Raw genomic sequence first — 20,067 nt, forward strand, 5'->3', positions numbered from 1 at the left:
ACGCATAACATTACTTTGTGTAAATATAACAAAAGTGCGAAGTAGATGGTGTGAATGTTTTTATAAAAAAAATGCCTGAAGTGTTTTCAGGCATTTTACCAACCAAAATAAAAGTGCTATTAATCATTGTATATTACAACATGATTCAATTACCTGATTGGGGCAATTTTAAATATGTTATTCAGAAACAACGGAAGCCGTTGCATTCAGGTGTTCTTTTTGTGATAAATGGAAGTCAGAAACGAGGACTTTGCCTGCGATTACTGCTAATATTATTAGTAGAAAAATTCGTGCAAGATTTTTCATGATTGTTAGGATAAAAATTTAGGGCATACGAACATCAACAATATTTATTACATATCAAAATAAAACGCAAAAAAATCGTTAAACAGCAGGTGTTTTTTGCTTTTTAACGATTTTTTGACTGTTTTTAGTGAAAATACAGTAAGATATTAACTACAAATTTAATCTATTAGTGTAAATCCCGTGTAAGGTACTAATGCTTCTGGAATAACAATGCCTTTGGGAGTTTGATAGTTTTCTAAAATGCCTGCTAATACACGAGGCAATGCTAAAGAACTTCCATTAAGAGTGTGCGCTAATTCATTTTTTCCTTCGCTATTTCTGAATCGCAATTTTAAACGATTAGCCTGAAATGTTTCAAAATTAGAAACTGATGAAATTTCTAGCCAACGGTCTTGGGCTGTTGAAAACACTTCAAAATCATAAGTCATAGCAGACGTAAAGCCTAAATCACCACCACAAAGTCTTAGTATACGATATGGTAATTTAAGGTCTTGTAAAATTCCTTTTACGTGTTCCACCATGGTATCTAAAGCTTTGTATGAGTTTTCTGGATGTTCAACCCGTAAAATCTCTACTTTGTCAAATTGGTGTAAACGGTTTAAACCACGAACGTGCGCGCCATAACTTCCAGCTTCACGACGGAAACATGGTGTGTAGCCTGTAATACCAATGGGCAATTCGCTCTCGTTTAAAATAACATCGCGAAATATATTGGTTCCAGGCACTTCGGCAGTTGGTAGAAGGTATAAATTATCTTCAGTAACATGATACATTTGCCCTTCTTTGTCAGGCAATTGGCCAGTTCCAAAACCGGATGCTTCATTTACTAAAAGCGGTAATTGGTATTCGGTGTAACCGGCTTCGGTGTTTTTATCTAAAAAATAAGCAATAAGTGCACGTTGTAATCTGGCGCCTTTTCCTTTATAGACAGGGAAGCCAGCACCTGTAATTTTATTGCCTAATTCAAAATCAATGATATCATATTTTTTAGCTAATTCCCAGTGCGGTAAAGCACCATCGTGGAGCTTTGGAACAGTTCCTTCCTTAAATATTTCCTCATTATCATCTTCCGAGTTTCCTGTTGGTACCAACTCATTTGGAATATTTGGAATTTTATATAATAACTGGTTTAAAGCTTCAGTAGTTTCATTTAATTGGTCTGTTAGATTTTTAGATTCCGTTTTTAATTCTGAAGTTTTAGCTTTAAATTCGTTTGCTTTTTCGGCCTGACCAGATTTGTAAAGTGCGCCAATTTCTTTAGAAAGCGTATTAGATTCTGCTAACATGTTATCTAGACGTGTTTGTTCTTGACGTCTTTGTTCATCAAGAGCGATAACTTCATTAATCAGTTTTGTAGCATCAATTTGGCGTTTTAATAAACGTTCAATTACTAAATCTTTATGCTCTCTAATAAAAGGTACTTGTAACATGGGATAAAAAATTTAAGCGGCAAATTTACGCAATTACCGCGTGAAATAATCTTGTTTTGGAGGTAAAATCCACTCACTATGCTTAAATGCGGACCATTTTACGGCTGCTAAATCTGTATCGGGATTAATAAATGGAATATAGTCACGGCCATTCACACTAATTTTACAATTAACAAATACGGAAACATCTTGGCCTTTTTTTGCATAATCGTTTTTTAATCTCTGTGCAAATTGCCAAATAACATCTGCTTTGGCACTCGCTAAACGTTTTTGTTTGGGTGTTAAGTACTCGTCTAAATTAATGAATGTTTTTTCCTTACTTTTTTTATCAATGACGTAATAAAGAGCATAGCCACTTTTTGAACGAAGCATCATGCGCCAAGACATCCTATGCCCTTCTTCTGTCCATAATACAGATTGTGGAAATACATACTGACGTAGAGGCAATAATATTTGAGCAGTAAAATATAAAGTAAAAACAATAAGCATTGGTTTTCTATATGGAGGTATAATGACTTCTGAACCTTTATAAAAAGGTTTTCTTTTTAAGAAAATACGATGGATTGTTTTGGGCTCAAAAAAGAATAAAGCAAATGCCAACGATAAATAAGGGAAAATGCCTACCTGAAAAACAAAGGAATTAAATAGATGAAAAAATATGGAGGCAAAAAAAGCGAGTTTTCTTGTGGGTTTATATAAAAATAGAGGAATAATTAAACCATCAAATAAAATACCACCATAAGCTAAAAAATAATGCATCCATTCCTGTTGTAATAAGTTGCCAACTAGAAAGTAATGTGCTTTACTTGTCATTAAAATGGACATTACAGAGGTGTCTAACCAATCTGGATACAATTTAGCAATTGAGCCGTAAGTGTAAACAATAAACATTTGTAAGATAAAAATATACCTACACCAATTGGGCATGGCTATTCGTTTTATACTTGGGTTATATTTAGCGTCCAGAGATACATTTTTATGAGCTGGTAAAATAATCATGATAGCGCTTAAAAGTATCAATAAATAGTAGTGATTATTATAGGACGATTTTTGCATTAAATAGGTGCCTGTCCATAAGAGTGTAAACATAAATGCACTAAAACGATACTTGTATCCTAGCATAATAAATAGACCAAAAAGCCCCATTATGGTATAATAGAAATACATGCCATTGCCTGGTAGTGGTTGTAGCCACTCGAATCCAATAAACGAAAACGTGAATTGTGGTTCAATTAGAGTCCGATTGAGCCATCCTGTAAAAATAGCACCAATAGATTCTAGAAAGCAAAGCAATCCAAAAATAATTCGAAAAACGATTAAGGACGAATTATCAACTTGCTTAAAAAGGAAATTAGTGAGTGGCATAATTTTTTATATACTGCAATGCTGTTTGTTTATCGCGTTTCAATTGTGCTTGTAATTCGCTTACTGAATTAAACTTCTGTTCATTTCTGATTCGCTCAAGCATATCTATTTTTAGTTTTTGGCCATATAACGAAGCGTCTAAATTAAAGAAATTTATTTCAATGGATTGATTGTCATTATCGTTTACTGTAGGATTAGTGCCAATATTCATCATACCAAAATACGTATGCTTGTTTATTTCAGATTTAATAACATAAACGCCTTCGGCAGGTATTAGTTTATAGTTTTCTTTAATAAACAAATTGGCAGTAGGAAACCCTATGTCTTTACCAAGGCCTTTTCCGCTAATAACAGTTCCTGTTAACATGTAGTTGTACCCTAAATAATTGTTGGCTGTTTTAATATCACCTTTCAATAAGGCTGTTCTAATTTTTGTAGAACTTACAGAAACATCGTTGATGTCTTGAGCCGAGATTTCTTCAACATCAAATTGATAATTGTTTCCAAATTTTCGTAAATCATCAATATTGGCAGTTCTATTTCTTCCAAAATGATGATCGTAACCAATAATTACTTTTTTTGCTTGTAGTTGCTTGACTAAAATATCCGAAACAAAATCTTCTGCTTTAATCCGAGAAAATATTTTAGTGAATTTTTTTATCACTAGATAATCCAAACCAAGCGCTTCTAAAATGGCTGCTTTTTCATCAATAGTATTCAGTAACTTGATAGAAGTGTCTTTCTGTAAAACCATACGTGGATGTGGAAAGAAGGTTAAAATAGTTGATTTTAATCCATTTTTTTTTGCAGATGTAACTAGGCGTTCTATTATTTTTTGATGGCCAATATGAACGCCATCAAAGGTGCCAATAGTTACAACAGTTTCTTTTTCAAATTCGCTATGGAGCGTTTGTATTATTTTCAAAGGAAAAAAGTATTTATACAAAAATATAAAAGCGGAATGATATAAATACCAATCCGCTTTTAAGTTTTTATTAGAAACGTCTGTTATTTTTTAATAAACGGTAACGTTAATGTTGCATTCTCTTTACTAATTTTAATAAAGTACATACCATTACTCATATCAGAGGTGCTTATTTGTAAATCTGATGCACCGTTTATAGTGGCAGTTCTAATAACTTGCCCAAGCATGTTGTAAATAGCATAGTTATTTGGTAAATCGCTGTCCGTAGTTTTAATGTTTAAAACAGATGTCGTTGGGTTTGGAAAAATACTGATGGTGTTATTTAAGTCGAATTCAGAAACGCTCAAAGAAGAAACAACAATAGATGTGTCTTCTGAATCTCCAAATTCACCACCATTGAAAATAACGGTGTCATCATCTGTTCTTAATTCATAGGAGCCTATTCCGTAAGCACAACAAATTCCATCACCAGCAGAATCATTAATTGTAAACGTATAACAGCCAGCAGTTGTTAATGTGAAGACCTCATTAAATGTAGTATTATCTTGAACATTTGCAGTGTATGGACCTCCTGAATAAAGTACATTGTTGTTTTCGTCTTTAAACTCCCAAGTAGTTTCTTCACACCAGTTATCCGTTATTAATGTTAAGCGTACTTCTGTAGTCGTATAAGCTCCAGAGGCTGAAAAACTTTTTGAATCGGTATTATTACAAGCACGTGCATCAGAGGTTCCATTTGTATTAACAACCGAAACATTTAGTGTTTGGTTTCCTCCACTAGCTGTAATGGTTGGTAAATTTACAATTGCATATTCACCATAAGCTAACGAGCCATTCCAATCAATGTTTTCACTTGTACCACCATCTAAATTATAGCTTATAGTAGCTGAAGTTAAAGTAGCAGTTCCCCAGTTAGTAAGTTTAAAATTACCATCAAGATTTGAAGTACAAGGAATAGTGCTTAAGCATTCAATAGAAACTTGCGCATCATTTGTTTCTGGAGTAACAGGTGAATCTCCATTAGAGCTACCAAGTCCTGATCTAAATCCAGCTAAAACAGCTTGAACACGCGTTTTTTGTCCAGCTGTAAAGGTGTTCATGCATAAATCGTCCGTATAGTCCATATAGTTTTCAATTTGATCTGTTGTACCACAAGAAACATGGCCTGTAGGACAACCATAATTTGGAGCGTCTACTGCAGGTGTATCAGCAACCTCATCTCCAGCTCCAGAACAACCACCTTGAAAGGTATGGTATAAGCCTAAATAATGTCCCACTTCGTGAGTCATGGTTCTACCTTTGTCATAAGGAGGGCTTAATGTAAATGTTCCATCATTGTAATCTGAACTCCCAAAAAAGGTGTGTCCTGCGCTTACACCGTCAGTTGCAGCTGGTCCACCAGGAAACTGTGCAAATCCTAGAATACCACTTAAGTCTCCAACATATTTAGAGGACCACATATTCATGTAAGTAGAAGGATTCCAGTTTGTTTGAGCTTTCCAGAAATTTACATCGGCACTATTTGTTCCATCTTGACAAATATTTACGCGGTTAATACCGTTTGTTGGACAACCATCAGGTGTACGCTGTGCCATAACAAACTCTACTTCAACATCTACACCTCCTGCCGTACTTTGGCCAGGTGTTCCCATCATCATTCTAAAATCTTCATTCATTACGGTTACTTGTGAAAGTACTTGTGCATCAGAAATGTTTGCACCTGTTCCTAACGGTTCGCCATTATGTAATACGTGCACAACCAATGGGATGGAAATAACAACACGTCTTTCAGACGCATTATTTGCTTTTTCAATCTGGGTATTTAATTGATTTTTAAATACTTCACTTCCCATCATAGTTGGATTGGCAGTCAATAGTGCGGCATTATATTGGTCTGTAAAACATTTTTCAGAACCTTGTGAGTTTTTTTCTTGTGCAAGAATAAAACTCGGAACACATAAAAGCATAAAGAGTAATCTTGCCATTGTAGTTTTTTTCATGTTGTTAATATATTAATGTGAAATTTTTGTTAAAAATAAGTAAATCATATTAATTTGGAGCTTAAAAATCACTTTTTGATAAGTTTTAACACTAATTATGAAAATATGTAAATTATGACTAAATTGTTTTCTAGAATAAAAAAGTTAATTCTCATGAAAAAAATTACACAATGTTACATTTCCCAGAGCAAACTATTATTACTAATAATGGTGCTTGCAATTAGTCAGTTTGTTACTGGACAGCAAAATAATGCCTATTGGAGTAAAGCTTCCATCTCCTCTTTAAGAGGTGTTGATAAAGTTCATCGTGCCTCTCACCCCGAGTATTTTGAAGTTTTTAATTTAAATGTAGAAGCCTTTAAAGGAGTAATTCAAAATGCACCATTAAGAAATGAGAGAGCAAATCAATCAAACGTGATAGTTGAATTTCCAACACCAGAAGGGACTTTCGAAAAATATAGGGTTTCTGAATCGCCAATTATGGCGCCTGGATTAGCAGCTAGATATCCAATGATAAAAACATATAAAGCAGTTGGTATTGACGACCCTACGGCCACCATGCGTTTTAGTGTAACTCAATTTGGACTGCATGCTATGGTCCTTTCGGGAAAGAGAAGTAGCATTTACATAGATCCATATACAGAAAATAGAAACTCATATATGGTTTATAGTCGTAAATCTTTAGGTGAAGATTTACAAAGTTTTGAATGCCTTATTGAAGAAAATATAGATTTAGAATCTTTAGAAAATGAACGTGCTTCAAATCGTGCTGATACGGATGATCAAAAATTAAGAACATACCGACTTGCGCAATCTTGTAATGGCGAGTATGGACAAATTTTTGCAGGTTCTGGAACAGTAGAACAACAAAAAGCAAATGTACAAGCACAAATGGCATTGACTATAAACCGTGTTAATGAAATTTATGAACGTGATTTGGCAATTACATTGGTTTTTGTTGATAATAATGATGATGTTATTTATTTAAATCCAGCTACAGATCCTTGGAGCGGTGAGTTTAATACAACAACAGCACAAACATTAGATAATATTATAGGTGTTGCTAATTATGACATTGGTCATAACTTTAACACTTCAGGAGGTGGTAGTGCAGGTTGTTTGGGTTGTGTTTGTTCAAGTCAGTCTCAAACTAATTTTCATAAAGGTAGAGGTTTTACAGGTCGAGCTGATCCAACAGGCGATCCGTTTGATATTGATTATGTAGCACACGAAATGGGACATCAGTTTGACGGTTGGCACTCTATGAACACTTGTAGTCGTTCTGGAAATGGAGCCACAGAAGTAGAACCAGCTTCGGGAAGTTCCATTATGGGTTATGCTGGTATTTGTACCACCAACGTACAACCCAATAGTGATGCACATTTTAATTATGTAAATATTCGTGATATTTCTGCAAACATTCAGTCTGGAGTATCAAGTAATTGTGATGTTGAAACAGCATTAACAAATCAACCACCTGTTGCAGATGCAGGAGACAATTATACCATTCCAAAAAGTACAGCTTTTGTTTTAAGAGGTACGGCTACAGATCCTGATGGTTTAGAATCTTTAACGTATAACTGGAGTCAGAATGATCCAGAACGAGCGCCTGGAAACGGTGCGCCACAATCCACTTGGACAGTTGGCCCTTTATATCGTTCCATTCTGCCAAGCGATTCTCCTAATAGGTATATGCCAAAATTTAGTGATGTTTTAGCAGGAAATCTTACTCCTACTTGGGAAGTCACCCCTTCAGTTGGAAGAAATATGGAGTTCTCTTTTATAGTACGCGATAATGGTAGTGGCTTTGCTTCAGGAATTGGCCAAACGGATGCTGATTTAATGTCGGTTACGGTTAGTGGAACTGCTGGGCCATTTGCAGTTACTTCACAAAGCACATCTGATATTGTTTTAGATGTCGGTGCTATGGAAACTTTTACTTGGGATGTTGCAGGTACTGATGCCAATGGTATAAATACTAATAGTGTGAATATTTTGTTGTCTACAGATAACGGTGTTACTTTTGATACTGTTTTAGCTGCAAATACGCCTAATGATGGTTCAGAAGTTATTCAATTACCTGCGGGATTGGCAGCTCCTTACTGCCGTATTATGATTGAAGCAGTAGATAATATTTATTATGCCTTAAATGCTGAAACGTTCTCCATAGGTTATATTGTTGAAACATCATGTACAGAATACGCTTCTGCAGAAAACTTAAATTTAGCTATTCCTGATGGTGCAGGAGGTAATGGTAATCCTGGTGCACCAGTGGTCAATGTTATTAATATTCCAGATTCTGAAATTATAGATTATATCACTGTAAACACAGATGTTTCTCACGGCTGGATAAACGATCTTATTGTTGAGGTTATCCACCCTAACGGAAGTGTAGCTACAACTGTTTGGAATAGAAACTGTGGCGGTGAAGATGATATAGATATTGATTTTAGAGATGGTGCACAAGCAATTGTTTGTGCTTCACCAACAGCTGGAGAATACAATCCTGCGTCACCCTTGTCTGTGTTTTCTGGACTTGATAGTAGTGGAGATTGGACAATTTCCGTAACCGACAACTGGGATGCAATTACAGGAACTCTTAATGATTGGTCTATTTCAGTTTGTACAACAACCATTTCTTTGAGTACCGACCAATTTGAAAGTATCTCAAATTTTTCTGTATATCCAAATCCTAATAATGGTGAGTTTACGGTATCAATGAGTGCTCGTAATAATGTATCTGTACAAGTATTTGACATGCAAGGAAGACGCGTATTTAATAATACATATAAAGGGGATCCAAATTTTAATCAAGCAATAGATTTGGGTAATGTCCAATCCGGTATGTACCTATTACAAGTGTCAGAAGATTCTAAAACTATTACTAAAAAAATTATTATTAATTAATAGTAATAATTTTTATGACTTAAAAAGGGAGAACTCATTGAGTTTTCCCTTTTTTATTTCTTTTTTAAAAAAAATCAAAATCAAAAAAAAGTAAATTTTACAAATTTATTTACTTTATATTCAGTAATTTAAACCCCTTGTTAAAAATTAGAAAACTATAAAAATTATGAAAACAATTACTCGACATGCTTTAATTCCCAAGCATTTATTGTTATTAGCAATGTTTGTAATGATGGGGCAATTTGCTATGGCGCAAAAGCCAATGGAAAAACGATCCATCGAAATTTCTTTAGAAGCAGAAGAATACATTCCTACTGAAATTAAAAATAATGGACGCTTTAATTCAGAAACAGGCGTTCCAGTTGCGCTTTACGGTCTTAACTATGAGGTTCCTCAAGGGTCGCCAGAATCTATGGCGCTTTATTATTTAGATAAAGAATCAAAGACTTTAGGAATTCCTAAAGAAGAACTTCAAAATTTAAAGCACCATGCCACGCGAACTTCTAATGCAGGTTCGGTTGTTAGATTCAGACAGTATGCAGGAGCTTATCCTGTAAATAAAAACGAAGTCACTATTAGCATTTCACCACAAAATAAAGTTGTTTTTGTTATGAATAGTTTTGAAGCCGGAGTAAACATGGCAAATGTGCAACCGAGTATTTCTAAAGATAATGCCTACACTAGAGCGCTTAATTACTTGAATGTACAAAGTGACATTAGTTTTAATGATAGTCGATTAATGGTTTATAAAAACACTAAAATAACAAGGTTAGCACATGAGGTAATTATTTCTAGTACGAACCCTTTAGGAGAGTGGCATGTATTTGTTGATGCAAGAACAGGAGAAATTTTTAAAGTTGTAGATATGAATCATTATTATTGTGGTGATGATGGAGAACATGATGAAAACTGTAACCATGATAAGTCAACAACTGAAAGAAATGAGTACAGAAGACGTGTAAACGGTACAGGTATGGTTTTTAATCCAGACCCTTTAACTTCTAATATGGCAACATATGGCGCAACAGGTTATGTTGATGGCGGAGACGCTAATACAGCCCAGCTTACAGCAGCTCGTTTTAGTGTAACTCTGAATGATATAACACAAACAGGAAGCACTTACTCATTAGTAGGGCCAAGGGCAGAAATAATTGATTTTGATGCGCCAACAACTGGTTTATTCTCTCAAAACTCATCCGATTTTAGCTTTACAAGGCAGGATCAAGGTTTTGAAGCTGTAAACACGTATTTTCATATAGATTATATGATGGATTACTTAAACAATACTCTCGGACTAACTATAGAGCCATATCAATATTCTGGAGGTGTCCGTTATGACCCTCATGGTGCAGGAGGTGCTGATAATTCTTACTATCAACCAGCTGCTGGCCGATTATCCTTTGGTGAAGGTTGTGTGGATGATGCTGAAGATTCAGATGTTATTCATCATGAATTAGGTCATGGGCTTCATGATTGGGTTACTGCAGGAGCAAATAGTGGTGCCGAAGGTCTAGGCGAAGGAACTGGGGATTATGTAGCGCAATCATACAATAGAGGTGTTAATAATGCCAATGGTTATTGGACAGCAGCAGATCCTCAATATAATTGGGTATTTAACTGGGATGGTCATAACGCTTGTTGGAATGGTCGTGTTACTAATTATACGGCTAGTTATCCAGGTGGATTAACAGGTTCAATACATACAGATGGTCAAATTTGGGCCTCTTGTTTAATGGGTATTTGGGATCAAATTGGCCAACAAGAAATGGATATCATTTTCTGGGAAGGACTTGGTATGACAGGGGGAACTACAGGTCAGAATGATGCAGCAGTTGCTGTTTATCAGGCAGCTGTGAATTTAAACTATAGCACATCAGATATTAATATCATCCATAGCTCACTAACCTCTTGTGGATATACTCTTCCAGCTTTACCTGGACCACCTGTTGCAGCTTTTAGCGCAGATAATGAAACTATTTGTTTAGACACAAATAATACGGTAAATTTTTCAGATGAAACAGTACCTAATGCCACATCTTGGTTATGGACGTTTGAAGGTGGTTCACCAGCAACATCTACGGCTCAAAACCCTACTGTAACGTATGCAGCTGATGGCATGTATGATGTAACATTAGTTGCAACCAATTCCTTTGGCACCAATACACTTGTATTAACAGATTACATATCAGTAGTCTCTGGAGCAGCTTGTCCAGCATGTTCCTCTTTAACAAATAATACAGAAATACCTATTTCAGATGGAGCTGGAGGGCAAACATATACTTCTATAATAACAGCTACTGCTGGAATTTTAGAAGATGTAAATGTTACTATTGATATAACTCATACATGGAATGCAGATTTAGATATTACATTAACAAGTCCAGCAGGAACCGTTGTTGAATTGACATCTGATAACGGTGGTGTTGCAGGTCAAAATTATACTGCTACTGTTTTTGATCAAGAAGCTGGCGCCTCAATTACAACAGGGTCATCTCCATTTACAGGAACATTTATTCCTGAAGGAGACTTATCAACATTATATGGTGAAGATGCAGCTGGAGATTGGATTCTAACTGTAACGGATGATGCAACACAAGATGGTGGGCAAATAAATTACTGGTCTATAGAATTATGTTTCGAGCCAACTGCTTCTGTTGAAGAGTTTGATATTGCTAGTTTTGCTATTTTCCCGAATCCAAATAATGGTTCGTTTAATATTAAATTGCAATCCGATTCTGATAAGGGTATTAATGTGCAAGTTTATGATATTCGAGGACGCACAATATTTAATAATTCGTTTACTAGTTCAACAGACTTTAATCAAGAAATTAATTTAGAAAATGCCCAGTCTGGTGTTTATCTAGTTAAAGTTAGTAATGGATTAAAAGAAACAATTAAAAAGATTGTTATTAAGTAAATACTATGTAAACAGTATAAAAAAAGGGACGCTAATTTAGCGTCCCTTTTTTTATTTACCATTAAAGGTATTCATGGTGTTATTAATACCTGCGGTTCCAAAAGATTTGATGAGTTCAACCGATTTTTCTAAACGTTCCCGAAGTAATTTATATTCGTCATCGCTCCATTCTCCAAGCACATAATCAACTTGGCGACCTTGACTAAATTCATTACTTATGCCAAATCGGAAACGATTATATTTTGTAGTATTTAATTTGTCTTGAATATCTTTAAGTCCATTATGACCACCATCACTTCCTTTGGTTTTTAGTCGAATACTTCCAAAAGGTAAATTTAAATCGTCGGTTATGATTAGCAAATTTTCTAAAGGAATTTTTTCTTTCGTCAGCCAATACAAAACAGATTTTCCACTTAAGTTCATATAAGTACTCGGTTTTAATAAAATGAAGGTTCTTCCTTTAAATTTATAGGTGGTTAAATCGCCTAATTTATCGGTTGTAAAGGTGAGGTCTTCTTTGTTTGCTAAAAAGTCTAAAATCTTAAAACCAATATTATGTCTTGTGTTTTGGTATTTATCACCAATATTTCCCAAGCCTACAATTAGAAATTTTTTCATGTTATCCGTTTCGTCTGTTTTAAAAGTTTGGCGTTTGTTTAATAACGTAAATATGTTCCACATACTTCAAATTTATATAAAATAAAAAAAGCATTCAATCCCGATAGCTATCGGGACAGAATGCTTTACATATGTTAAAACTAAAATATGTTTACTCTTGACCTTCTGCTTCTGGAGTATCAGTTCCTTCTGTTCCTTCAGCACCTTCTTCAAGTTCTTCGTCATCTTCTTCAAGAGCAATGGCCATAGCAGCTCTTGCACGTTTAATTTGACAAACAACGGTGTTATCGGTATGTAAAATTTTGTATGCTTCGTTTTCTAAAGCAGTAACATATAATTTTGAACCAATTTTTAAATCTGTAATATCTATTTCAATAAAATCAGGTAAGTTTTTTGGTAACGCTTTCACACGTAACTTACGAGCGTTTTTACGTAAAACACCACCAGCTTTCACACCTTTAGAATTTCCTACAAAGTGAACAGGAATTTCCATTGAAATTTGTTTGTCTTCAAATAACTGATAGAAATCTACATGTAAGATTCTATCTGTTACTGGGTGAAACTGAATATCTTGCAAAACTGCGTTGAATTCATCACCATTTTCTAAAGAAATCACAACTGTATGCGCGTTAGGCGTATAAACCAGTTTTGAAAATGCGAGTTCTTCTGCACTAAAATGTACTGGTTTGTCACCTCCGTATAATACGCAAGGTACCTGTCCAGCATTACGTAAGGCTTTTGTTGCTTTTTTGCCTACGCTTTCTCTTTGAGATCCGTTAATTGTAATTGACTTCATTGTTTATATATAATTGTTATTAATATTCTAATTTTGGTAATATCATACATGATATTACATGATAAATTTTGAACTAATAGATTTGTTGTAATGCACATTTTGCATGACTTCAGCAAATAAATTAGCACAGCTCAATACGCGTATTTTAGCGCTTTCTTGTTTTAAAGGAATTGAATCGGTTACAATTAATTCTTCTAATTTAGAATTTTCTAAACGCTCGTAAGCATTTCCTGATAAAATAGGATGTGTACATATGGCACGAACACTTAACGCTCCACGCTCCATCATTAAGTCGGCAGCTTTAGTTAATGTTCCGGCTGTATCAACCATGTCATCTACAAGAACGACGTTTTTGCCTGTAACATCACCAATTAATTCCATGTGTGATATGACATTTGCTTTAGCACGTTGTTTATAGCATATTACGACATCGCTTTCCAATGCTTTGGAGTATGCGTAGGCTCTTTTAGAGCCTCCCATATCTGGCGAAGCTATTGTTAAATTATCAACATTTAAGCTTTTTAAATACGGTAGAAAAATAGTAGAAGCAAATAAATGATCAACTGGTTTTTCAAAAAATCCCTGAATTTGATCCGCATGCAAATCCATAGTTATAATACGTGTAGCTCCAGCTGCTTCAAGCATTTTAGCAACTAGTTTTGCAGCAATTGGCACACGTGGTTTATCTTTTCGGTCCTGTCTTGCCCAACCAAAATAAGGCAAAACAGCAGTTATATGTCTGGCTGAAGCGCGTTTAGCAGCGTCAATCATTAACAACATTTCCATTAAATTTTCAGGGCCTGGATTTGTAGAACCAATAATAAAAATACGCGTTCCACGAATAGACTCTTCGTAAGACGGCTGAAACTCCCCATCACTATAAGTAGAGGTAATAACGTTACCCATACTAATACCAAAGGCATCTGCAATTTTCTGTGCGAGTACTTTACTTTGTGTACAGGTAAAAATTTTGGCTTCTGTTTGTACGTTTGGCATGTTTAATTGGTTGTATTATAACTAATTATATTCAGGTTGTCTTAACGAGGTGCAAATTTAGGAATTTATTTCAACTCCAAAAGCATAATAGGGTGTATTTTTAATGGTTAAAAGTTTTTTATTTTATAATTTTGTGCTCTACTAAATTTATAAGCATGCTCAAGTGGCGGAATTGGTAGACGCGCTGGATTCAAAATCCAGTTCTTTCGGGAGTGTGGGTTCGATTCCCACCTTGAGTACTAATAAAAGCCTCAACTATTTAATTTTAAATGGTTTGAGGTTTTTTTATGCTGTATTTTTTTCCGTTTTTACAACGTGTTTACTAGACATTTGAATTAAGTAAATAGGGTATAAGTGATCTCAAAAAACAGACAGTACAATAAAATTTAAGTCAGCTTGTAAATAGAATTTTACATACTATAAACTGTAAAATATTGAATCTGTTTAATTTCTATTTAAAAAACTTGTAAATTAGTATTTGAAAATGAGTCACGATGTTTGTACCATTTTAATGGATTGTGCTCATTTTTAGTTTAAACCCCAAAAAATATGAATACACTTATTGTATATTTCTCATTAATATTAGGTTTAGTAACAAACAACAACCCAAAGTTGACCATTAATATTCAAAACATAGAAAAGATACAAGGGAATATTATTGTAGGAATTTACAATGCTGAAGAAGGTTTTTTAAAAAAAGATGTAGAAATAAAACATTATTCAATTAAGGTAGAGAACAGTACAGAGCGTTTAATAATTGACGATTTGCCTAGTGGAGATTATGCTATTTCTATGTATCATGATGAAAATTCTGATGGGATTTGTAATTTAAATTTTATTGGTATTCCGAAAGAGCCTTATGGTTTCTCAAATAATTTTAAGCCCAAATTTTCGGCACCAAAATTTGAAGATTGTAAATTTTATTTTGACAAAGACCATGTGTTAAACATTAAGCTAGTTAATTAGTTTCAGTTAATATTTTTAGTTTTAGGTGTAACAAGGATTCCTATAACGCTGTATATTTAAAAAAATTCTATTTCAAATAAAGTAATAGCCATGAATGAATCTTTACAGCTTATGAAAGAATCTATACAAGCCTATTGGGAGTCTTTCATTTTGGGCGTTCCTAAATTTATTTTGGCGTTATTAATGATAATTGTTGGGTTTTTATTAGCCAATGCCATTTCTCGTTTATTTAAAAGAACCTACTTACTAAAAACGGAAGATCCATTAATGGTCAATTTTCTGTCTAAAACAGTTAAATTAGGTGTGTTAACTTTGGTGATTATGATGGCGTTAAAAGTAGCTGGGTTAGGAGGTATTGCTACTGGTTTACTTACTGCAGCTGGCGCCTCTGCCGTTATAATCGGTTTTGCTTTTAAGGATGTTGGTGAAAATTTTATTTCTGGTATTATTCTATCGTTTAACCGTCCGTTTAATGTTGATGATACAATTATGGTAGATAATATTTTTGGTAAAATAAAATCTCTTGAATTCAGATATACCAAAGTAAAAACATTTGATGGTCGGGACGTATATATTCCAAATAGTGATATTATAAAAAAAGCCGTCTATAATTATACAGAAGATGGCTATTTTAGATTGGATTTTATGGTAGGTATTGATTATGAAGATGATATTGATACAGCGAAACACGTTATTTTAGAAACGGTAAGGAATTCAGAAGGCGTGTACGAAGATGAAGAGCATGAGTGTCTGGTTGTTGTAGAGTCTTTAGGCGTTAGTACCGTAAATTTAAAAATACTGTTTTGGACCAAAACTAAAGAATATAGAAAACGAGCTTTAGAAGTTAAAAGTAGTGTTGTAAGGAACGTGAAACAAGTTATTATGGAGAACGGCTTAAATATGCCAGCAGATATAACTGAAATTAAATTATATGGTTCGCAAACTAGTATACCTGTAACGGTAGATTATAAAAATACAGATAAAAATAGCAAGTAAATGCCATACATCTACACGGGTTTAAAACTTTAGCTATTTTATGGGCAGTTTTTTATCAATTCATTTTAAATTGTATCTTTGAAAACACCCTAAAAACTACTTAAATAATGCTTGAAAATTTTTGGTTTAATGTTGAATATGGTATCAATCACGTTTTAGATATCAACGCCTATGACCACGTGTTATTCCTTATTGTACTTACCGTTCCTTATTTATTTAATAACTGGAAACGCGTCCTACTTTTAGTTTCTATCTTTACATTAGGACATACATTGTCATTGGTGCTTGCGGCTTATGGTGTTGTGAGTGTTAATGGTGCTTTAGTAGAATTTTTAATTCCTATTACCATTTTAATTGTTGCCTTGTTTAATGTCTTTACCGCAGGAAAAGGTGCCCAAAAAGAAAAAATTGGGGTTCTGTTTTTCTCTACACTTTTTTTTGGACTCGTCCATGGATTAGGTTTTGCTAGAGAGTTTCAAATGATGGTCGGAAAATCTGATAATAAAATAATTACCTTATTAGAGTTTGCTTTGGGTATTGAAATAGCGCAAGTAATTATTGTGTTTGTTGTTTTGTTTCTCGGTTATATTATGCAAACGGTTTTTCGTTTTTCAAAACGCGATTGGGTAATGGTTATTTCAGCAGTCGTTGTTGGTCTGGTAATTCCTATGATTTTAAATAGCGATTTTATAGCTTAACAGCTCGGTTTACCTAAAGTTTTCATAAATCTTTAATAGTCAGGTTGTAATTAAAATACGAAGCCACTATCTTCGTTATAAGTAAGTATGTTTATGAAAGAGAAAAAACAACTTAAATATGATAAAGCATATTTAAGAATGGCTTCCGAATGGGGCAAATTATCCTATTGCAAACGCAAACAAGTTGGAGCTATAATTGTAAAAGACAGAATGATAATTTCCGACGGCTATAACGGTACACCCACAGGTTTCGAAAATTTTTGTGAGGACGAAGAAGGTTACACCAAATGGTATGTACTTCATGCAGAAGCGAATGCCATTTTAAAAGTAGCAGCCTCAACTCAATCTTGTATGGGAGCTACCCTTTATATTACACTTTCACCTTGTAAAGAATGTAGTAAATTAATACACCAAGCTGGTATAACACGGGTGGTTTATAAAGATGCTTATAAAGATAATTCTGGTCTGCAATTTTTAGAAAAAGCAGGAATAGAACTAAAATTAATAACAGATTTACAAGCGGAATGACATTTAAAAAGAAATATTTACCACTTTTATTAGGTCTCGGGATTGCGGCTGGAATTTTTATTGGTGGAAAATTAAATTTTTCTGACAAACCAGATCGCTTATTTAGTTCTAATAGTAAGAAAGAAAAGCTAAATAGACTCATTGATTATATTGATTATGAATATGTAGACGATGTAAATACCGATAGCATTGTTGATGTTACGGTGAATGGAATATTAGAAAATTTAGACCCTCATTCTGTTTACATACCAAAGGCAGATATGCAACGGGTTACTGAAAACATGAAAGGCGATTTTGTAGGCATCGGAATTAGTTTTTATACCTATAATGATACCATAACCGTAATCCGAACCATAGAAGGGAGTCCAAGTGATAAGGTAGGAATTCAAGGAGGTGATAGGATTATAACCGCTGATGGCGATTCTATTTTTGGGAAAGATTTAAGTAATTCGGATATCATAAAGAAGTTAAAAGGACCTATTGATACCAAGGTGAAATTAGAAGTTTACCGTAAAGGCGAACCCAAACTCCTTACGTTTTCAGTAAAACGCGATCATATCCCTATTCGTAGTGTGGATGCAGCTTATATGCTAACCGAAACATTAGGCTATATTAAAATTAATAGGTTTGCAGAGTCTACCTATAAAGAATTTAAAGAAGAGCTTCGTAATTTGAAAAAATCTGGAGTGGAGGATTTGGTGCTAGATTTACGCGGTAATCCAGGTGGCTTTTTAACGATTGCAGAAAAAATTGTGGATGAATTTTTGGAAGATGAAAAATTAATTCTATTCACTAAAAATAAGCGTGGTAATATTCAAAAAAGTTATGCTACTAGTAAAGGTGATTTTGAAACTAGCAAGGTTTATGTGTTGATTGATGAAAATTCCGCATCAGCAAGCGAAATTGTAGCAGGAGCACTTCAAGATAACGATAGAGGTATTATAGTTGGAAGACGCTCCTATGGAAAAGGTTTGGTTCAACGCGAAATGAATTTAGGTGATGGTAGTGCTGTACGTTTAACTGTTTCAAGGTATTATACGCCAACAGGACGTTCCATACAACGCTCTTATGAAAACGGAAATAAAGATTATTATGATGATTATTTTGAGCGTTTGAGCAGTGGCGAATTTTTAGATCCCGAAAAAATTGAAGTGGCAGACTCTTTAAAATTTACCACTCCAAAAGGTAAAGTGGTCTATGGAGGAGGTGGAATTATTCCAGATGTTTTTGTGCCTTTAGATTTAAGTATGCAAAACGAAACTTTAACGTTTTTGCAACGTCGTGGTTTTGTTAGTAATTTCGTATTTGAAGAATTAGAGAAAAACAGACATGCTTATGATGATTTTTCTCGTAAGGACTTTATAAATAACTTTGAAGTAACAGACGATTTTGTCCTGGCCTTTCAGGATTATCTAAATGCAAAAACCAACGCCAATATAACCTTTGTAGCCTATAACGATGAAGTAAAGCAATACATTAAAGCTACCTTGGCATCTCAACTTTATAGTAAAGGTGCCTTTGAGGAGGTGCTCAATAAAAGCGATATTGTTATTGAGGAGGTTTTAAAATTGGATGCTGGGTTATAAGCGTTTTTGGTTCTTCATTTAAATTTCAAAGTTTCTAGTGTTGATTGTGAGTGGTTAAGTTATTTAACACAATAACATAATAACTCATTTTGAACTCAAACCTTATCATGAATTTTAACATGCTCCCCATGATTCCAAAGCGTTAAAATATCCGTTGCTACTTGGGCACCACTACCCGATGCAATAGCAAATTGACTGCGCCAACCAGCAAGTGTTCCTGCTACATAAAGTCCGTTTTCTAATAAATGATTGTCGTTTTTCAGCCATATTCGTTCTTTTTCTATCTTGGCTCGTGGATGTGGCTCAACATACGATTCCAAACCAGAAATAGTTAGCAAATTAGTGTATCCAACAGCTACAACCACAATTTTAGAATGGTAAGTTGATTTGTTGGTTGTTACGGAAAAACCATCCGTTGTTTTACTTATAGTTTGGACTTTTTCGTGTTCAATACAATTTACATGTGGATATAAAAAAGTTAACTGTTCTTTTCCTGAAAGGAGAATATCAGCACCAGTAGTTCCAGGTTTTAATCCTAATACATTATTAAACAAAGCATTTTGTAAATGAGATGTTTTTTGATGTAGAATAATGCCTATGCGCTTATTGGCTGCAAAGGCTTGTTTTTTTGCCGAGCCTAGTACTAAAGCGCAGGACATTCCAGAAGCGCCACCACCAATGATTAATGCATCAAACATTAGTGGTTGTTTTTAGATTTCTGTTCAATTTTTTTGGAAACATTTAAAATTTGCAACAATATAACAGCGCAAAGCGATGCAAAAATGGTAATCATGGCAACCATACTTTCGCCTTCAAAAGGCGTGCTAAAATTAATTTTTGTTACATTAAATCCTATTAAAATAAGGGCTACAAGGGATAGGATGAGAATGAGTATTTTCATAATAAAAAAGTTTTTATTTTTAGATAGTATTCTTTTGAAAAGGATTATTCAAAAGAAATAATCCAAAATGATGATTAAATGACTCCTTTTTGCAAAATTAGCGCATTATTACTAAAATTACATCATTAAACT

At 34.2% G+C, this 20,067-nt stretch carries 17 protein-coding genes and 1 tRNA gene; 9 read left to right on the plus strand and 9 right to left on the minus strand.

Features of this window, described 5'->3' with window-relative positions; all coding sequences use genetic code 11:
- Positions 1-71 precede the first annotated feature (71 nt).
- Positions 72-308, plus strand: coding sequence for a hypothetical protein (locus BM239_RS04655; protein WP_092206455.1), 237 nt, complete (start codon positions 72-74; stop codon positions 306-308).
- A 156-nt stretch (positions 309-464) separates the two neighbouring features.
- On the opposite strand, the gene serS is transcribed toward BM239_RS04655, so the two are convergent.
- From serS to BM239_RS04675, 4 genes are all read right to left on the minus strand, one after another.
- Positions 465-1,736: a serine--tRNA ligase gene (gene serS, locus BM239_RS04660; protein ID WP_092206456.1), complete on the minus strand. Its 1,272-nt coding sequence runs from the start codon at positions 1,734-1,736 to the stop codon at positions 465-467.
- A 33-nt stretch (positions 1,737-1,769) separates the two neighbouring features.
- Entirely contained in the window at positions 1,770-3,101 is a 1,332-nt protein-coding gene (locus BM239_RS04665; RefSeq protein ID WP_092206457.1) for an HTTM domain-containing protein, read from the minus strand.
- A complete protein-coding gene (locus BM239_RS04670) occupies positions 3,088-4,026 on the minus strand; it encodes a bifunctional riboflavin kinase/FAD synthetase (RefSeq protein ID WP_092206458.1) in 939 nt (312 codons plus the stop codon). Before BM239_RS04670 ends, BM239_RS04665 begins: the two co-directional genes overlap by 14 nt.
- A gap of 83 nt (positions 4,027-4,109) precedes the next feature.
- A complete protein-coding gene (locus BM239_RS04675; protein ID WP_092206459.1) occupies positions 4,110-6,026 on the minus strand; it encodes a M43 family zinc metalloprotease in 1,917 nt (638 codons plus the stop codon).
- 153 nt (positions 6,027-6,179) lie between these two features.
- Here BM239_RS04675 and BM239_RS04680 point away from each other — a divergent pair, with 153 nt between their 5' ends.
- On the plus strand, positions 6,180-8,933 hold the full coding sequence (locus BM239_RS04680; protein WP_177208979.1) for a zinc-dependent metalloprotease: 2,754 nt from the start codon (positions 6,180-6,182) through the stop codon (positions 8,931-8,933).
- Between the two features lie 166 nt (positions 8,934-9,099).
- The gene (locus tag BM239_RS04685) at positions 9,100-11,850 is read left to right on the plus strand and encodes a T9SS type A sorting domain-containing protein (protein ID WP_092206461.1); all 2,751 of its coding nucleotides are present in this window, start codon (positions 9,100-9,102) and stop codon (positions 11,848-11,850) included.
- 51 nt (positions 11,851-11,901) lie between these two features.
- On the opposite strand, the gene pth is transcribed toward BM239_RS04685, so the two are convergent.
- From pth to BM239_RS04700, 3 genes are all read right to left on the minus strand, one after another.
- On the minus strand, positions 11,902-12,468 hold the full coding sequence (pth, locus tag BM239_RS04690) for an aminoacyl-tRNA hydrolase (RefSeq protein ID WP_092206785.1): 567 nt from the start codon (positions 12,466-12,468) through the stop codon (positions 11,902-11,904).
- Positions 12,469-12,619: 151 nt separating this feature from the next.
- Positions 12,620-13,264: a 50S ribosomal protein L25/general stress protein Ctc gene (locus tag BM239_RS04695; RefSeq protein WP_092206462.1), complete on the minus strand. Its 645-nt coding sequence runs from the start codon at positions 13,262-13,264 to the stop codon at positions 12,620-12,622.
- Positions 13,265-13,318: 54 nt separating this feature from the next.
- Complete coding sequence (locus BM239_RS04700; RefSeq protein ID WP_092206463.1) at positions 13,319-14,260, minus strand: ribose-phosphate pyrophosphokinase; 942 nt, start codon at positions 14,258-14,260, stop codon at positions 13,319-13,321.
- A gap of 157 nt (positions 14,261-14,417) precedes the next feature.
- Between BM239_RS04700 and BM239_RS04705 the strand changes: the two genes are divergently transcribed.
- The 6 genes from BM239_RS04705 (at position 14,418) to BM239_RS04730 (ending at position 19,034) form a co-directional block, all read left to right on the plus strand.
- A tRNA-Leu gene (locus BM239_RS04705) sits at positions 14,418-14,499 on the plus strand.
- Positions 14,500-14,809: 310 nt separating this feature from the next.
- Positions 14,810-15,226, plus strand: a complete 417-nt coding sequence (locus BM239_RS04710) for a DUF2141 domain-containing protein (RefSeq protein ID WP_092206464.1) — start codon at positions 14,810-14,812, stop codon at positions 15,224-15,226.
- Between the two features lie 90 nt (positions 15,227-15,316).
- Positions 15,317-16,222, plus strand: a complete 906-nt coding sequence (locus BM239_RS04715) for a mechanosensitive ion channel family protein (RefSeq protein WP_092206465.1) — start codon at positions 15,317-15,319, stop codon at positions 16,220-16,222.
- 107 nt (positions 16,223-16,329) lie between these two features.
- Positions 16,330-16,920: a HupE/UreJ family protein gene (locus BM239_RS04720; protein ID WP_092206466.1), complete on the plus strand. Its 591-nt coding sequence runs from the start codon at positions 16,330-16,332 to the stop codon at positions 16,918-16,920.
- 93 nt (positions 16,921-17,013) lie between these two features.
- Positions 17,014-17,448: a deoxycytidylate deaminase gene (locus BM239_RS04725; protein ID WP_092206467.1), complete on the plus strand. Its 435-nt coding sequence runs from the start codon at positions 17,014-17,016 to the stop codon at positions 17,446-17,448.
- Positions 17,445-19,034 carry a S41 family peptidase gene (locus tag BM239_RS04730; RefSeq protein WP_092206468.1) on the plus strand — a complete coding sequence of 530 codons (1,590 nt, stop codon included), beginning with the start codon at positions 17,445-17,447 and terminating at the stop codon, positions 19,032-19,034. Before BM239_RS04725 ends, BM239_RS04730 begins: the two co-directional genes overlap by 4 nt.
- Before the next feature lie 95 nt (positions 19,035-19,129).
- On the opposite strand, the gene BM239_RS04735 is transcribed toward BM239_RS04730, so the two are convergent.
- Together BM239_RS04735 and BM239_RS04740 are read right to left on the minus strand one after the other, a co-directional pair.
- Positions 19,130-19,732 carry an NAD(P)-binding domain-containing protein gene (locus tag BM239_RS04735; protein ID WP_092206469.1) on the minus strand — a complete coding sequence of 201 codons (603 nt, stop codon included), beginning with the start codon at positions 19,730-19,732 and terminating at the stop codon, positions 19,130-19,132.
- Positions 19,732-19,935: a hypothetical protein gene (locus BM239_RS04740; RefSeq protein WP_092206470.1), complete on the minus strand. Its 204-nt coding sequence runs from the start codon at positions 19,933-19,935 to the stop codon at positions 19,732-19,734. Before BM239_RS04740 ends, BM239_RS04735 begins: the two co-directional genes overlap by 1 nt.
- Between the last annotated feature and the right edge of the window lie 132 nt (positions 19,936-20,067).

It is taken from the genome of Algorimicrobium echini (assembly GCF_900115185.1).
GTDB classification, from domain to species: domain Bacteria; phylum Bacteroidota; class Bacteroidia; order Flavobacteriales; family Flavobacteriaceae; genus Algorimicrobium; species Algorimicrobium echini.

Bases quoted from the DNA above. Each gene is read 5' to 3' on its own strand.
- BM239_RS04695 (WP_092206462.1), bottom strand. From the start codon at position 13,264: ATGAAGTCAATTACAATTAACGGATCTCAAAGAGAAAGCGTAGGCAAA.
- BM239_RS04675 (WP_092206459.1), bottom strand. From the start codon at position 6,026: ATGAAAAAAACTACAATGGCAAGATTACTCTTTATGCTTTTATGTGTT.
- BM239_RS04685 (WP_092206461.1), top strand. From the start codon at position 9,100: ATGAAAACAATTACTCGACATGCTTTAATTCCCAAGCATTTATTGTTA.
- BM239_RS04680 (WP_177208979.1), top strand. From the start codon at position 6,180: ATGAAAAAAATTACACAATGTTACATTTCCCAGAGCAAACTATTATTA.
- BM239_RS04665 (WP_092206457.1), bottom strand. From the start codon at position 3,101: ATGCCACTCACTAATTTCCTTTTTAAGCAAGTTGATAATTCGTCCTTA.
- BM239_RS04700 (WP_092206463.1), bottom strand. From the start codon at position 14,260: ATGCCAAACGTACAAACAGAAGCCAAAATTTTTACCTGTACACAAAGT.
- BM239_RS04740 (WP_092206470.1), bottom strand. From the start codon at position 19,935: ATGAAAATACTCATTCTCATCCTATCCCTTGTAGCCCTTATTTTAATA.
- BM239_RS04710 (WP_092206464.1), top strand. From the start codon at position 14,810: ATGAATACACTTATTGTATATTTCTCATTAATATTAGGTTTAGTAACA.
- BM239_RS04730 (WP_092206468.1), top strand. From the start codon at position 17,445: ATGACATTTAAAAAGAAATATTTACCACTTTTATTAGGTCTCGGGATT.
- BM239_RS04725 (WP_092206467.1), top strand. From the start codon at position 17,014: ATGAAAGAGAAAAAACAACTTAAATATGATAAAGCATATTTAAGAATG.
- BM239_RS04715 (WP_092206465.1), top strand. From the start codon at position 15,317: ATGAATGAATCTTTACAGCTTATGAAAGAATCTATACAAGCCTATTGG.
- BM239_RS04735 (WP_092206469.1), bottom strand. From the start codon at position 19,732: ATGTTTGATGCATTAATCATTGGTGGTGGCGCTTCTGGAATGTCCTGC.
- serS (WP_092206456.1), bottom strand. From the start codon at position 1,736: ATGTTACAAGTACCTTTTATTAGAGAGCATAAAGATTTAGTAATTGAA.
- pth (WP_092206785.1), bottom strand. From the start codon at position 12,468: ATGAAAAAATTTCTAATTGTAGGCTTGGGAAATATTGGTGATAAATAC.
- BM239_RS04720 (WP_092206466.1), top strand. From the start codon at position 16,330: ATGCTTGAAAATTTTTGGTTTAATGTTGAATATGGTATCAATCACGTT.
- BM239_RS04655 (WP_092206455.1), top strand. From the start codon at position 72: ATGCCTGAAGTGTTTTCAGGCATTTTACCAACCAAAATAAAAGTGCTA.